Origin of the sequence: Alkaliflexus imshenetskii DSM 15055, assembly GCF_000517065.1 — a bacterium.
GTDB lineage: Bacteria > Bacteroidota > Bacteroidia > Bacteroidales > Marinilabiliaceae > Alkaliflexus > Alkaliflexus imshenetskii.
This window is the reverse complement of the sequence record NZ_KI912105.1, coordinates 1,074,399-1,090,124: the sequence shown is the minus strand read 5'-3', so window position 1 is coordinate 1,090,124 and position 15,726 is coordinate 1,074,399. Positions and strand designations below refer to the sequence as shown.

Sequence of the window (15,726 nt, the reverse complement as noted above, 5' to 3'; positions counted from 1 at the left end):
TTGTCTATGAAAAAAAGTGTAATTATGAGTTTTAAAAAACAGACATCGTTAATGGTCGCGTTGTTAATAGCAGCGTGGTCAGGCGTTTACGCCAAAGAAGGTGTGGATTTAAAACACACCCCGAGTGATACCGCTCCGGAGTCCTCTATTGTGATGCAGGAGCAGCGTACAGTTACAGGCCGTGTACTAGACTCGGATGGCCAGCCAATGCCAGGAGTAACTGTTTATATAAAAGGAACTACAATTGGTACTATTACAGATATCAATGGTGGCTATTCGCTCAATGCTCCTTCTGATGCCACGCTGATGTTTTCTTTCATTGGCTATTTAACAGAGGAAGTTCCAGTTAATGAGCGCAGTTTAATAAATATGGTTCTTATACCAGATGTGTTTGAAATGCAGGAGGTTGTTGTAACAGCTCTTGGTATTAAGCGTGAATCACGTGCTCTGGGATATGCCATGACAGAAGTGAAGGGTGATGATATTGCCGCTGCAAATACTGTCAATGTAATGGCCGCATTACAGGGGAAGTCTGCAGGCCTTAGTGTTGGTATGTCTGACGGTAGTGTATTCGGAAACACAAAAATCCAGCTTCGCGGGGTGTCTGTAATGAATCAGGATAATAACAATCCAATTTTTGTTATTGACGGTGTGATTCTGGATAATTCCATCTCTAATGCTTCTGCAGACTGGGATGCCACATCGAATGATTTTGGTAATATGCTTAAGAACTTGAACCCTGATGATTTTGAATCAGTATCAGTTCTAAAGGGTGCTGCTGCAACTGCACTATATGGTTCGCGAGGTATAAATGGTGCGATTGTAATTACCACAAAGAGTGGTGTAGGCCAAAAAGGTTTGGGTGTTAAGGTTACACAATCCATTGGTATTGATCATGTGTATAAGCAACCAGATATTCAGTATCAATTCGGTCCTGGCGTAAGAGCAGGAGCAATTGGTTATGGCGAAAGAGATGCCAATGGAAACTACTACAGATTTGATACAGGTCAATTTTTTACCAACTCAGCCGGTGTTCCAACTATGATTGGCCATCCAAATGCTAACCGTGCTTGGGGCCCACGCTTTGACGATCGCGCTATTATTGGTTACGATGGCGAAATGACTACCTATAGCGGTGCAAAAAATCACTTTAAGGATGCATTTAATACCGGTGTAAATTCAAATACCTCTGTTGCTATTACAGGTGGTTATGATAAAGGGTCATTTTATCTTTCTAATTCCTATAACAAAAGAACAGGTATTATGCCGGGTAATGAATTTACCCGTAATTCTACTCAGTTTTCGAGTTCTTATGATTTGGCTAGCTGGTTGCGTGCTGATGCTTCGGTTTCTTTCAGTACGTCTACTTCAGAGAACCCTCGTAATGACATAGGAGAGTATTTCCTATCAGGTGCTATACCCAACTGGTATGACACTAAAAAGTGGAACAGAAGAGAAGTATGGCAAGCACCACACGGTGGTACTCCAAGTGCAGCATATGGAGATAAATATGCTTATGTTCCGATGACTGCTTTGTGGTTTATTTATAACATGGATGAAAACATTAGAAAAGAATATGTAACACGTCCGGTTGTAAGGTTAACTGCTGATTTAGCAGATTGGATTTCTGTTACAGCTGAAGGTAATATGAATTACTTTACTGCCGATCAAGATCAGAAAGAATTGGGTAGAGGGTACGCCAATGAAGGTGGATACTATTCTTTAAGACACGAAAAGGATGTGAGTAGAACCGGTAAGCTCGTCTTCAATCTTAAGAAGAATTTCAATGAAGAGTTATCAACTGGTCTGATTGTTGGTGGTGAGTTATGGGATCAGACACGTTCATTTACACGTGTTTGGACAAATGGTGGCTTAATTGTGCCCGGTCAATTCTTCCTCGAAAATTCAAAAGAAACCAGAGGTTCTGAAGGCCGCGTAAATGGCACCAAGCAGATTAATTCCCTCTATTTTATGGCCAATTTGGGTTGGAGAAACCAACTTTATCTTGACATAACAGGACGTAACGACTGGTCTTCTGCTCTTGTTTACACCAATGGAACTGGGAACTACTCTTATTTTTATCCTTCTGTTAGCAGCTCATGGGTATTCACTGAATCCTTTGAAATGCCTCATTGGTTAACATTTGGTAAAGTTAGAGCTTCTTGGGCTCAGGTTGGTAATGATACATCTCCCTACTTTATTAATAGAGGTTATTCAATTACCAATTATGAACTATCTAATGGCAATGTTTACGGTAACGCAATGGCCGATTCAAGTGTAGATCCTGATATCAAACCAGAACGTAAAAACTCTATTGAGTTAGGTCTTGATGCAAGATTATTTAGTGGTCGTTTGACTTTTGATTTTGCGTGGTATGATGAAACCATTAAGAATCAGATCGGTTCAGTGCCTTTGCCAAACGAAAGCGGTTTAAATGGAGGACTGATTACCAATGTTGGTTCATTACAAAATAAAGGTCTCGAACTTTCTGTAGGTGTAGTGCCTGTTAGAACCAATGATTTCCAATGGACATCTACTTTCAACTATTGGGATAATACTACACTCGTAAAAGATCTACACGAAAGTTATGGTGAGTATAGGAAATTAGATGGGGATCCTGATTATGGCAACTACCGAATTGGTTCTGTAGCTTATAATGGTGGTCAGTATGGTGTTTTGATGAGCGACAGCAAGCCTAAAGTATGGAAGTCTGATGATCCTAACGATCCTCGCAATGGCATGAAAATTCTCACCTTCAACAATACTGATAAACAGGCTTATTATACCCGTAGCTATGAAATTGAGGAGGTTGGTAAGCTTCAGCCCGATTTTGAAGGTTCATGGAATAATGAATTCAAATATAAAAACCTGACATTGTCAGTTTTAATTGATGCTCGTTATGGTGGTCATCTTGCCTCATATAGCAACAAATACGGTACTACTTATGGATTCTTAGAGACTTCATTAAAGGGAAGAGATGGTCATGGTGGAATTGTTTGGACGTCGCAATATGCTGATAGAGCCGGACAAACGTTCAGAGAAGGTGTAATTCCGGATGGCGTTTTTGAAGCTGGTCAAGTAATTACCACGCCTGGTGGACAGAGTGTAGAGGTTGGTGGTATGACATTCCAGCAAGCTTACGAAGCAGGTTATGTTGAGCCTACTCATGCAAGTTATTTCCACTTCCTTAATAACAGTTGGGGAACAGGCGTAGTGAATGATGACTGGTTCTCTGAGGTAAAGTATATTGCATTGCGGAACATCACTGTTGGCTACAACTTACCGCGTACATTAGCTCAGCAAATTCGTGCACAGAATGTATATGTTTCATTTAATGCACGTAACCTAATGTATCTCTACAATTCGTTGCCAAATAATATACATCCGGAGAGTTTCAGGGGTACTGCAAGTAGCACAGGTTACCGCGAGAGATCATTTACCCCTTACACAGCCACATATACCTTTTCTGTAGCTGTTGATTTTTAATCATTAAACAAGAAGTAGTATGAAAAACATATCAAGTATATTACTCGCATTTTCACTTCTTTTTATCTGGAGTTGTGATAAAGATGATTTTGCCGAATTAAATACTGATCCCTCGGTAATTTCTAGCCCTGATCTTAGATTCTCAGCCACTAAGGCTATTGAGAATATGTATAACAATGAGTATACAAACTGGTTCTACGATAACTTTCAGTATATCTACCCATGGACACAAGTGTCTTCTCTTAGCGGAGGCAATGGCCCCAGATTCAATGAGATGGGCGCTTGGGGTGGAGGTCAGGGTTTGTATCGCGACCTAATGAGACAAACAAGAGATATCCAGTTTCGTGTGGACGCCATGAGTGCTGAAGATAAAGCTGCTTACCAGGCTTTGAAAGCAATTACTTATCCAATTCAGATTCAACCTGCGTTTAGTAATATCGACCTTTTTGGCTCAATTTATTATTCAGAGGCAGCATTAGGTCCTTTTACAAATCTTTTGACCCCAAAGATGGATAGTCAAGAAGAATTGTTTGATTTGTGGCTAAGTGAGTTAAACTGGGCGATAGGTATTCTATCTAACACATCGGGGCAAATCACCCTTGGAACCCAGGATTTAGTATATGGCGGTGATTATACCAAATGGGCAAAATTCTGTAATCTACTAAAACTGAAAATTGCAGCACGTCTTGTTAATGTAAATCGTCAAAAGGCAATTAGTATTGTTGAAGAAGTTGCCACGTCTCCGGTTGGCTACATGAACGATATTGCCGATGATTTTATTTATAAAAGGGGTATTCGTTGGTATGGTACAGGTAATGAAATGTGGATAGGTTATGGAAGCCAAGCCTTGATTGATTTTATGGTTGAAAATCAAGACCCACGTGTACGCTTCCATTTCGAGAAGAACCATTTCAATGCAGAAGTTGTTCAGGCATTTATTGAGGCAGGGCAGGATCTACCTCCTTATGTTGAACAATTTGTTGAGTTGGATGGTGATGGTAATTTTTCTGAATGGAAAGCGCCTGGTGAGCCTTGGGTCAGATATCATGGTGCACCTATTTCACCTGACGATGTGTTAGCTGGAGAAAATGCCATATATTTTAACCAAGCAGTGCTTAACCGCATTGACATAGGTGGTGTTCAAAAAACATATTTGTCTACTTCCTTATTTAATGAGAAAGTTGTTAGAACAAGTTATGTGTATACATACCCTACACGTCCGGGTGGCAGAGTATTGCAACTTAGAGATAATCCTCCTGGTTTACAAGCGATCTTTGGAACTGCTGCTGAAACGTATTTGTACTTTGCTGAATTTAAACTTTTAGGTGCTAACCTTCCAGAGAGTGCTCAGGACTATTTTAATAAGGGTGTTGAAATGTCGATTCGTCGTGCTGATGCATTGGCAAACAACAATCAATTACCATATTACAATTCTGATCCAGTTTATACCAATTCCATGGAAGCAGAAGCTGCTGCAACCAAATTAAGAACTGGTGAAATCGCTGCTTTGTTGACACAGTCGGCATACGATCTTTCTGTTGATGCTTTGGAGAAAGTTTACCTTCAACAGTATATTAATTTCATGAACACGCCAGGTGATTTATGGGCAACTGTGCGTCGTTCAGGTGTGCCAAAGAAAAATAGCAACTATCTTTCATGGCAAACTGTTACTGCTGGAGGAGCTGAAATGGTTATGCCGCGACGTTTTGTTGTACAAGCTGCCACTGAGGATGATTTGAACTATGCTAATCGTAAGGCAGGTATTGAGGCTCAAGGCTTCACTACTGGTACAAACAACCCGGGAACGCTGAATACTGAGCGTTTGTGGTTTGATAAAAACAACCCGAATTACGGGGAAGGTCCTAAATAGTTAAGTTTTTGTTATAAGGGCATTCATAATTGGATGCCCTTATAATTATTACTCTTTTAATTTCATGTCAACTTTCATGCATCGGTTATAAATGCATTTAGGTAGTTTCAAAAAATAATATATTATGTTGAAGAGACTATTTGTTTTATTTGTCACAATAATTCTGAGTCAATTATCCTTTTCTCAGGCAATCTATGAAGATGAAAGATATGTTCCTGAAACTGACCCTTTGGTGTTGGAAAAACTGGAACAATGGCAAGATTTAAAATTTGGTTTATTGATGCATTGGGGGCATTATAGTCAATGGGGAATTGTTGAATCATGGAGTATCTGTGCTGAAGATGAGGATTGGTGTCGCAGACCGTACGAAGATTACATGGCTTACAAAAAAGAGTATCATAACTTGATGACCACTTTTAACCCTGAATATTTTAATCCGGAAAAATGGGCTGAAGCAGCGCACAATGCTGGAATGAAGTACGTTGTGTTTACTACCAAGCATCATGATGGATTTTCAATGTTTGATAGTAAATATACCGATTATAAAATTACTTCACCGGATTGTCCTTTTCATACAAACCCTCGCGCCAACGTCACCAAAGAGGTTTTTGATGCTTTTCGCGCCAAGGGCTTCTGGGCTGGTGCTTATTTTTCAAAACCCGATTGGCACAATGAGAACTATTGGTGGCCAAATTTTGCAACACCCGACCGAAACGTGAACTATGATCCTGAAGCATACCCTGAACGTTGGGAAGCTTTTGTGCAATTTACCCATAATCAGATTATGGAGCTGATGACCGATTATGGAGACATCGATATTCTTTGGCTAGATGGCGGATGGGTGGCAAAGAAGACACCTGAATTTATTCATCAATGGTATAATGATGCATTAAAGGAGAATAAATCAGGTTTTATCAAAGCTCAGATTATAAATCAGGATATCCGCATGGATGAACTGGTAGATAAGGCCAGGGTAGAACAGCCTGGGCTAATTGTAGTGGATAGAGCTGTCTACGGAAAAAATCAAAATTATCTGACCCCTGAGAATCGTGTCCCTGAGCATATTCTTCCCTATCCATGGGAATCATGCATCATTTCAGGAGGCGGTTGGTCTTATACTCCTGATGCCGAATATATATCTGGTCAAGAGGGAGTTCACCTTTTAATTGATATTGTAGCCAAAGGTGGTAATCTGTTGTTGAATGTAGCTCCGGGACCTGACGGAAAGTGGCAACAAGGAGCCTATGATTTGCTATTAGAAATGGGAGAATGGCTTAGCGTAAATGGCGAAGCTATTTATGAAACACGCCCCATTGCTCCCTATAAACAAAATAAGGTAGCGCTTACACAGAAGAATGAGAAAGAAGTGTATTTTATTTATATGGCCGATAAGGATGAAGTGCGTATGCCTTCTCAAATATTTATTGAAACACATCAGCCAGCCGCTGGAGCTGAGGTGAAATTGCTCGGTTCTGATATGCCTCTTTCATGGAAGGCTAAAGGCAATGGATTTGTTGTCGACATACCTTCACGTTTACGTCGAACCCCGCCATCTAAATATGCATGGGTGGTTAAGGTTTCGCAGGTGAAATAGATACTGCTGTTTTTGTCTTTAAACCTGGCAAAACTGTTTTCTAAGTTTTGTCAGGTTATTAATTCTCTTCTCACATGCTAAAGAATTACCATCTTTTAATTTTAACAGTAATCATTTTCTCCTCGTGCAGAGTTACTGGTTTAGTCACCGAAAGTTTTGTTTTTGATGATGATTTATTCGGCCAATGCCATGCTTCATCTATAGTGGAACTAAATAAAGATACCTTTCTGATTACCTGGTTTGGCGGAAGTTATGAAGGTGCCAGTGATGTGGATATATGGGGAGCTTTTTACTCTGAAGATAGTTGGGGATTGCCTTTTGTGATTGCCAAATCTCATGTTAGTGATACTGTGTCGATGCCCTGTTGGAATCCTGTGCTTTATTTGACAGAGACTGGCAGGCTTCTTTTGTTTTATAAGCAGGGGCCAAATCCCCGAGAGTGGTGGGGAATGGTCAAGCATTCTGATGACGGCGGCAAAAACTGGAGTAACCACACCAGGTTATCTGATGGTGTTCTGGGACCGATAAAAAACAAACCCATATCACTTGAGAATGGTACTTTTCTTGCCCCATCAAGCATTGAAACATTGGACAACAAATGGATTGCGCATCTCGAGATATTCTCGAACGATGGTTTATTTATTCGGAAGATAGAAATTGATCACAAAAATGAGATTTGTGCCATCCAACCGTCTGTTGTTGTACATCGGGATGGCAGAATGCAACTTTTGTGTCGTAGCCGTCAGGACTTTATTGCCCAGTCCTGGTCTATTGATGGAGGCAATACGTGGGAGCCGATGAGTCTCTTAGAGGTTAGGAATCCAAATTCTGGAACCGATGCAGTAACATTGCATGATGGAAGGCAATTATTGGTTTATAATCCTTCGGAAAGTGGAGAGCAATGGTGGCTTGGTCGAAATGTATTAAGAGTGGCGGTGTCTGATGATGGAGTCACTTGGACCGATATTTACACCCTGGAAAATCACGAGGAGGGAGAGTATAGTTACCCTGCCGTTGTACAGGATTCTAAAGGATTAGTACACATTACCTATACCTGGCAAAGAAAACGTATTAAGCATGTAATCTTGAAGGTGTAATAAAACTAAGGTTTTATCTCTTTCAAAAATTTGAGTCTTTTAGTTTTGATTAATCTGAGATGGTAAAAGTTATAAGCATTCTTTCATTTTGTTATTTATTCTTTGTGCCCATTTGTTTGTTCTCCAAAGGGATAAGTCGAAATGTGATACGTTCCCACGATCGTGTAACCATTAATACCGATGCATCTGAAGGGATAAAATCTTTTTCGTCATGGGCAGTTTTCCCTAACCGTGATACGGATGTTCGTAATATAACAATGTTTTTGACACTTGGACACCCCGACACAATGGACATTGCCCATTGGGACTACTTGGATTTTATCTATTTGAGACGTGTCGGAGGAAAGAACGCGGATTCGCTTAATGTGGAAATTGGTCGAATGATAACTCCTTATGGGAGCAGTTTTAAAAATGACTGGTCATTTACTTGGGAGGTAGATGTGACAGATTTTGCCATGTTTTTGCGTGATAGTGTTGAGATAGATTACCTTCATTCAGGGTATGAGCCGGAGGAATTGGGCTGGTCGTTAACAATAGAGTTTGATATTCTTTTTGGCCCACCAGTGGCCTTACCAATATCTATTTCTGAAGTATATCTGGGTAAGTATCCCTATGGCCGCTCTGGAGATCCCATTGAGAACCATTTAAAACCTTATTCTTTCGCTTTTAATGATAAGGCTGCTTTTGGACGATTAAGAATTCAACATACTGGTCATGGAGCCGATCGCCCTTCATATTGTAGTGAGTTTTGCAGCCGCTGGCGTGAGGTTTGGATTAACAATGACGTGATTGACCGACGGGATTTATGGAAAGAATGCGGTGCCAACCCTCTTTATCCGCAGGGTGGTACTTGGGTGTATGATAGGGGATACTGGTGTCCTGGCGAATTGCAAGATCCTGACATTATAGATATTCCTTATTATCAAGGGGAGCAAGTCATACGTTTCAAAATGGAGCCTTATGAGGCCGAGGAAAATATTCAAGCTGAAGAGGTAATAGGTGCTTATTTGATTCAATATGCATCTCCAACACACAAACATGATGTCACAATTGAGAAGATATTGGTTCCTAGTGACAATCAGTTATATTCCAGGTTGAATCCTGCATCGTTTACACCTCAGATTCAATTTAAGAATAATGGTTCCGAAGCTCTGCGCCGTCTCAGAATCAGCTATGGTGTAGCTGGGTTTAAAAAACGTACCTACACATGGCAAGGTTTGTTAAATCATGGTGAGTCGATAGTTATTTCATTGCCTGGAGAAGTAGATTTTAAAAAAGGCTTGAATGTTTTTGAAGTTTTTTTGGATGCTCCGAACGGGAAGAAAGATGAGTGGGTTCTTGATAATTCAATGAAGTCTGAGTTTACCTCTCCAAAGGAACTCCCATTAAATTTTCTCATTCGTTATAAAACAAATAACCATCCGGAAGAGAATTTGCTCTACATACTTGACAGTAAAAAAGATACTGTGTATCATCGAAAGCCGGAATCAGTGTCTCCAAATTCTATATACTCAGACACGTTATCCTTGAAACCTGGTAAATACGAGTTTTACTTAACCGACAGCGCCGGAGATGGTTTGGAGTTCTGGGCTAAACCTCAAAGTGGATATGGTTATTTGAGATTTTTAGATTTCTCTAGAAATATATTGCACAATTTTATAAGTGATTGCGGTAGTGGACAATTTTTAGCATTTCATGCTACGGCTAATGCAATGCTGGATTTATCAGATACTCAAAATGCGTTTTTTTTATATCCACGCAGAACAAAGCGTAACATTGAGCTTGACGCTTGGCTTGTAAATGAATCTATTCTGGAAGTACGTTTTATTGCCGATGGTGAATTAATGGCTAGGCATATCTTTAATCAGTTTAAGGAAGGAGTAGTAAACTTTGATCTTGGGATGTTGAATCCCGGTAGATATATCGTGGAGATTTATGTTGATGGTGTTTTAATGCACCGTAACCGTATTAACAGAGACGCCTGATTCAGATTAACATGCAATAGGTAATCTATTTAATTATGAGATATTCAGTATTATTTCTGCTATTGTTTTTGGGGATTGGTAAGTTGTTTGCCAATTTAAATCCCTCAATCATCCCCATACCTGTAAGTTTACAGTTGACAGATGAGCAGTTTGTAATTGATGGGCAGACATCCATCAGCTATCGAAAATCTGACAAGGATTTAAAAGAGTTGGCCGATTTTTTTACTTCCTATATCAGCAGTATTTCTCAATACTCTCTGAGTCATAATAAAAAAACCGCAAAAACAATTCGTTTTGAACTTGTGAATGAGGCCCGTCTGGGCGATGAGGGTTATGAGTTGAATGTTCGGTCATCAGAAATAGTTATACGTGCAAACAACCGCAAGGGTATTTTCTGGGGCATGCAGTCGGTTTTTCAGACCGTGACGCCTGTTCGTACCAATGAAGCGCTCATTGTGCCGGGAATGAAGGTGTTAGATTACCCTCGTTTTAAGTGGCGCGGAATGATGCTTGATGTAAGCAGGCACTTTTTTGGGCCGGAAGTTATCAAACAGTTCATCGATTTATTGGCTTCCTATAAGTTGAATGTGTTTCATTGGCATTTGGTTGATGATGGTGGCTGGAGAATTGAAATCAAGAAATACCCGAAATTAACCGAAGTGGGCGCCTGGCGAGTTGACAGGCTCGACAAGGTTTGGAGTGAAAGGGAGCCCGCTCGCGAGGGCGAACCTGCCACCTACGGAGGGTATTATACTCAGGAACAGATTCGGGACATTGTGGCTTATGCCCGTCAACGCAATGTAACCATTGTACCCGAAATTGAGTTGCCAGGACACTCTGTGGCTGCACTTGCTGCTTATCCGGAGTATTCGTGTACGCAAAAACCGCAGTTTGTAAATACTGGTGGAGTGTATCCCGAGACCATTCAGTCAAGCTATTGTCCGGGCAACGAGGAGGTTTTTGTTTTTCTGCAAAACATCCTTCTGGAGGTTCTGGAGCTTTTTCCGTCTGAATTTATCCACATCGGAGGCGATGAGGTAGACAAATCCTGGTGGAAGAAGTGCGACCGTTGTCATCAACGGATGAATGCAGAAGGCTTGAAAGATGAGGATGAACTGCAAAGCTATATGATTCGTCGGATGGATGCCTTTCTGGCATCGCATAACCGCCGTTTAATCGGATGGGACGAAATTCTTGAAGGCGGATTGGCTTCGGGAGCCACGGTGATGAGTTGGAGGGGAGAGTCAGGTGGAGTGGCTGCTGCAAAAATGGGTCACGACGTGGTGATGACGCCCGGAAGTCCTTGTTACTTTGACCACTATCAGGCAGGGCCGGAAGGTGAGCCGGTGGCAATTGGCGGAATGAACACGCTCAAAAATGTGTATGACTATGAGCCTATTCCTGTCGAACTTGCAAAGGAGCAGGCGCGTTTTGTGCTAGGTGCTCAGGCCAATGTGTGGACTGAGTTTATTCCAACTGTTGAGCATCTTGAGTACATGATTTTGCCCCGTATGTTGGCACTTGCCGAAGTGGTTTGGTCTCCATCTGAGAATCGAAATTGGGAAGATTTTAACCGCCGCTTAAGTGGTTATCATTTCCGTTGTTTCGATAAAAAGGGCTTGCGCTACAGCCGTGGTAATACAAAAGTGGTAATCACTCCCATGTCGAGAGAGGGAAAACTCTTTGTGCAACTAGATACGGAAGTGATTGGCGCCGATATCTATTATACCATTGATGGCTCTTTGCCTTCTCTCAGCAGCTTTAAATATACTACTCCAATCGAAGTAAATCGCTCAATAGTATTAAAGGCAGTTTCTGTTAAAGATGGACAGGTGTTAGGTCTGATTCCCGCTGAGCAAACCTTCAATGTACATCTAGCCATTGGCAGAGATGTAATCTACGATCATCCAGTCAGCAGATACTACATGGCCGATGGCCCCAATTCATTAACCGATGGGGTTCGCGGCACACTCGTTGTTTCAAAATATTGGCATGGCTTCAATGGCAGGGATATGGTGGCAACCATCGATCTGGCTGAAGTGAAAAGTATTAATCGGTTAATGTTGGGCGCATTACAAAAACAAGTAGACTGGATTTTTCTGCCCAAATGGGTAAAGTTTGAATTATCTGTTGATGGGGTTTCTTTTGTGGATGTTGGCGTTGTGAATAATCCTGTTCATCCGAATGACAAAAACCATCAGACGGTTGAATATCTTTCTGAGTTTTCATCACGCAAGGCTCAATTTGTAAGGGTTTCTGCTGCCAATCATGGCGTTTGCCCTCCGGGTCATTTGGGTGAAGGACAGCCTACTTGGTTGTTTGTTGATGAGATTGTTGTAGAGTAAACTTTATTGGAGACTCGAATGTCTCTTCTTTGTATTGTTAATCTGAAAAATGAAACGGCTGTGAAAAGTATATTACTATTAGCTTTTGTGTCTTTTGGTTTATATCTGAACGTGTTGGCTCAAGCCGACTGGCAAACGCCACAGATTATAGAACGAAATAAGGAAAAGGCAAGAACAATATTTTTTAGTTACGAGTCTTCAGACCAGGCCTTGAGAATGAATGCCTCTGAATCACCTTATTATATTTTGCTTGACGGTAAGTGGAGGTTTAATTTGGCCACAAATCCTGATACTCGTCCGATTGATTTTTTTAAAACGGATTATGATGTAAGTACTTGGAATCTTATTGATGTACCCGGAAACTGGGAGGTTCAAGGATACGATTATCCTATCTACGTGAATTTGCCGTATGAGTTTGCTGATCCACGTACCCCTATAACGGAACTTAAAGATGGACCTGATTTGTCAAGAATACCCACAGAATACAATCCGGTTGGCTCTTTCAAACACAGCTTTTTTGTGCCACAAAACTGGGATAATAGAGAGATATTTATTCATTTTGGCTCCGTGAAATCAGCCTTTTATCTTTGGATTAACGGAGAGATGGTTGGTTACAGTCAGGGCAGCAAATTGCCATCAGAGTTTAATATTACGAGATTCGTAAGACCTGGACATGAGAATACGTTAGCGGTGGAAGTGTATCGCTGGAGTGATGCCAGTTATCTTGAATGTCAGGATTTTTGGCGTATTAGCGGAATTTCACGGTCTGTTTTTGTTTATAGTCAGCCAAAAAGCAGAATTCGTGATTTTGAGGTAGTATCTACGTTGGATAAAGGCTATGAGAATGGTCTGTTTTCACTGTTTGTTGACCTTAGTAATAGTTTACGACATGGTCAGCGGCTATCAGTTGAATATTCCATATTAGAGGGAGATCAGATTGTTGTAGGTGGATCCTCTCGTGTTGATTTGCCTTCTAACGGACAGAAAACGGTTAGTTTTGAAGCAGAAATACCAAAGGTAAAGTCATGGAGTGCTGAGAACCCAAATCTATACACTCTTCTTTTAACTTTGAAGGATCGTCGTGGACGTGTGCTCGAAAGCACCGCATCTCATATTGGATTTCGAAGTGTTGAGATAAATAGAGGTCAGCTTTTGGTAAACGGTGTGGCCATTACTTTAAAGGGTGTCAATATTCATGAGCATAGCCCTGAAACAGGCCACTACCTTACCGAAGAGCAGATGCTTCAGGATATTAAATTAATGAAACAGTACAACATAAATGCAGTACGTCTGAGTCACTATCCATTCCCTGAAAGATGGTATGAACTCTGTGATATTCATGGGTTATACGTGCTCGATGAAGCCAATGTGGAGTCGCATGGGTTTCATTATGGGGAGCGCTCTCCATCCAACTATCCCGAATGGGAAAATGCCCACGTGGATCGTATTATTCGAATGATTGGACGAACAAAAAATCACGCCTCGGTTATACTCTGGTCTATGGGTAACGAAGCGGGGAATGGCCCTATATTTTATACTGCCTATCACGAAGCAAAAAAGGCAGATCGTTCTAATCGTCCTGTTCAATATGAAAGGGTAGAAACCGGTTCTCGGTATGCGCTTGGTTTTGATTGGAATTCAGATCTTATTGTGCCACAGTATCCAGCCCCTTCAACGCTTGAGTTTTGGGGCCAGATGAAACTCGATCGACCATTGATTCCTTCAGAATATGCACATTCCATGGGTAATAGTACCGGAAACTTTCAGGATTATTGGGATGTAATCAATAAGTATCCCCAACTACAGGGTGGATTCATATGGGACTGGGTTGATCAGGGGTTGTGGAAGGTTGAAGAGTCAGGCAAGCGACTTTTTGCTTATGGCGGATATTATGGTGAAAACATGCCTACCGATGGGAACTTCCTGCTCAATGGCATTGTTTTTCCAGATCGTTCCATACAACCAGGTTTACATGAAGTTAAAAAGGCTCATGAATCTGTGAGGTTTAAATTGTTACATCATAACAGTACCAATGTACGTGTTCTGGTAGAGAATCTGTATGACTTTACCTGTTTAAGTAATTTCGAATTTAAAGGCCATATTAAAGCTGATGGAAAAATAGTACAAACATTAAAAATTCCTGATATAAATGCTAAACCCCACGTTGGACAGGTCTTAGATATCGAGTTGACTCCAATTGAAATTCTCCCTGGTGTAGAGTATTTTCTTCATATTGAGGTGTATACAAAAAAATCAACTTTTTTGGTTCCTGAAGGTCATAGCGTGGCAAATGAGCAATTGAAACTTGGGAATTTTTATAAATCATCCGAAAGGGTAACATCTTCAAATGATGAACTTTTCGTAACCGAAACGTCCAAATATATCACATTATATAATAGCTTAATCAAGGTTGTTTTTGACCGTGAATCAGGTCAAATGGTGGGTTATGAGGTAAACGATACGGAGTTTCTTTACAATGGACAGGGTCCAAAAATTGATTTGTGGAGGGCTGTAACCGACAATGACTTTGGTTCAGGTATGCACACTGAAAATATTAATTGGAAAAAGGCTACGAACAATAGCCAGTTATTATCACTTCAATCTACCCGGTTATCCACTTCTTCTATAAAGGTAGATGCGGTTTTTAAACTTGGAGAGGTAAATTCAACTTTCTCAATTGATTATACTGTTTATGGCGATGGCCGCATTTCGGTTTTAAATCGCCTTAAGGCTTCCTCAACGGAGAAGTCTGATATTCCTCGAATTGGATTAAATCTTTTAATCGGGCGCGAGTTTGAGAATTTTATTTGGTTTGGACGTGGCCCTTGGGAAAATTATATTGATAGAAATGTTTCTTCATTTGTAGATTTATACAGAAGCAACGTGGCTGATCAAATGGTACCGTACATCCGCCCCCAGGAGAACGGGAACAAAACAGGGATTCGTTGGGCGTCCCTTACAAATTCAAATGGCGTAGGTTTAATGGTGGTAAATCTTCAACATGAAGGGGAAGGTTTGGAAATGACTGCTATGCCATATACTACCTCTGATTTTGACGCCCGCGATGGATATGATTATGGGCCGGTTCATCTGGAGCAAAAGAACATAGCGCATGTGATACCACGTGAATTTGTAAGATGGAACATTGACTACAGTCAGCGTGGTCTTGGAAGTATAAACAGTTGGGATGCTAAACCAGTGGATAAATACATGCTAAAACCCAATAGGGATTATGAATACGGATTTATGTTTATTCCTGTAGCTACTCAGGAAATCGATGATCTCATTAAAATGAGCAGGTAATTGATGTGTCGATTTTGTAAGGAGTGATTTTAAGTGCAAATAATTT

At 40.8% G+C, this 15,726-nt stretch carries 7 protein-coding genes; all 7 read left to right on the top strand.

Annotated elements, in window-relative coordinates; genetic code table 11:
* Positions 1-24 precede the first annotated feature (24 nt).
* Complete coding sequence (locus ALKIM_RS0104480; protein ID WP_235714378.1) at positions 25-3,486, top strand: SusC/RagA family TonB-linked outer membrane protein; 3,462 nt, start codon at positions 25-27, stop codon at positions 3,484-3,486.
* Between the two features lie 19 nt (positions 3,487-3,505).
* Positions 3,506-5,356, top strand: a complete 1,851-nt coding sequence (locus ALKIM_RS0104475; protein WP_026473596.1) for a SusD/RagB family nutrient-binding outer membrane lipoprotein — start codon at positions 3,506-3,508, stop codon at positions 5,354-5,356.
* A 124-nt stretch (positions 5,357-5,480) separates the two neighbouring features.
* Positions 5,481-6,950 carry an alpha-L-fucosidase gene (locus tag ALKIM_RS0104470; RefSeq protein WP_044117743.1) on the top strand — a complete coding sequence of 490 codons (1,470 nt, stop codon included), beginning with the start codon at positions 5,481-5,483 and terminating at the stop codon, positions 6,948-6,950.
* A gap of 74 nt (positions 6,951-7,024) precedes the next feature.
* Positions 7,025-8,047 (top strand): sialidase family protein, encoded by a 1,023-nt coding sequence (locus ALKIM_RS17615; RefSeq protein WP_044117742.1) that lies wholly within the window; start codon positions 7,025-7,027, stop codon positions 8,045-8,047.
* Between the two features lie 59 nt (positions 8,048-8,106).
* The gene (locus tag ALKIM_RS0104460) at positions 8,107-10,032 is read left to right on the top strand and encodes a peptide-N-glycosidase F-related protein (RefSeq protein ID WP_026473594.1); all 1,926 of its coding nucleotides are present in this window, start codon (positions 8,107-8,109) and stop codon (positions 10,030-10,032) included.
* Positions 10,033-10,067: 35 nt separating this feature from the next.
* The gene (locus tag ALKIM_RS0104455) at positions 10,068-12,377 is read left to right on the top strand and encodes a glycoside hydrolase family 20 protein (protein WP_026473593.1); all 2,310 of its coding nucleotides are present in this window, start codon (positions 10,068-10,070) and stop codon (positions 12,375-12,377) included.
* 60 nt (positions 12,378-12,437) lie between these two features.
* Positions 12,438-15,680, top strand: coding sequence for a glycoside hydrolase family 2 TIM barrel-domain containing protein (locus ALKIM_RS17610; RefSeq protein WP_162148796.1), 3,243 nt, complete (start codon positions 12,438-12,440; stop codon positions 15,678-15,680).
* Positions 15,681-15,726: the final 46 nt, after the last annotated feature.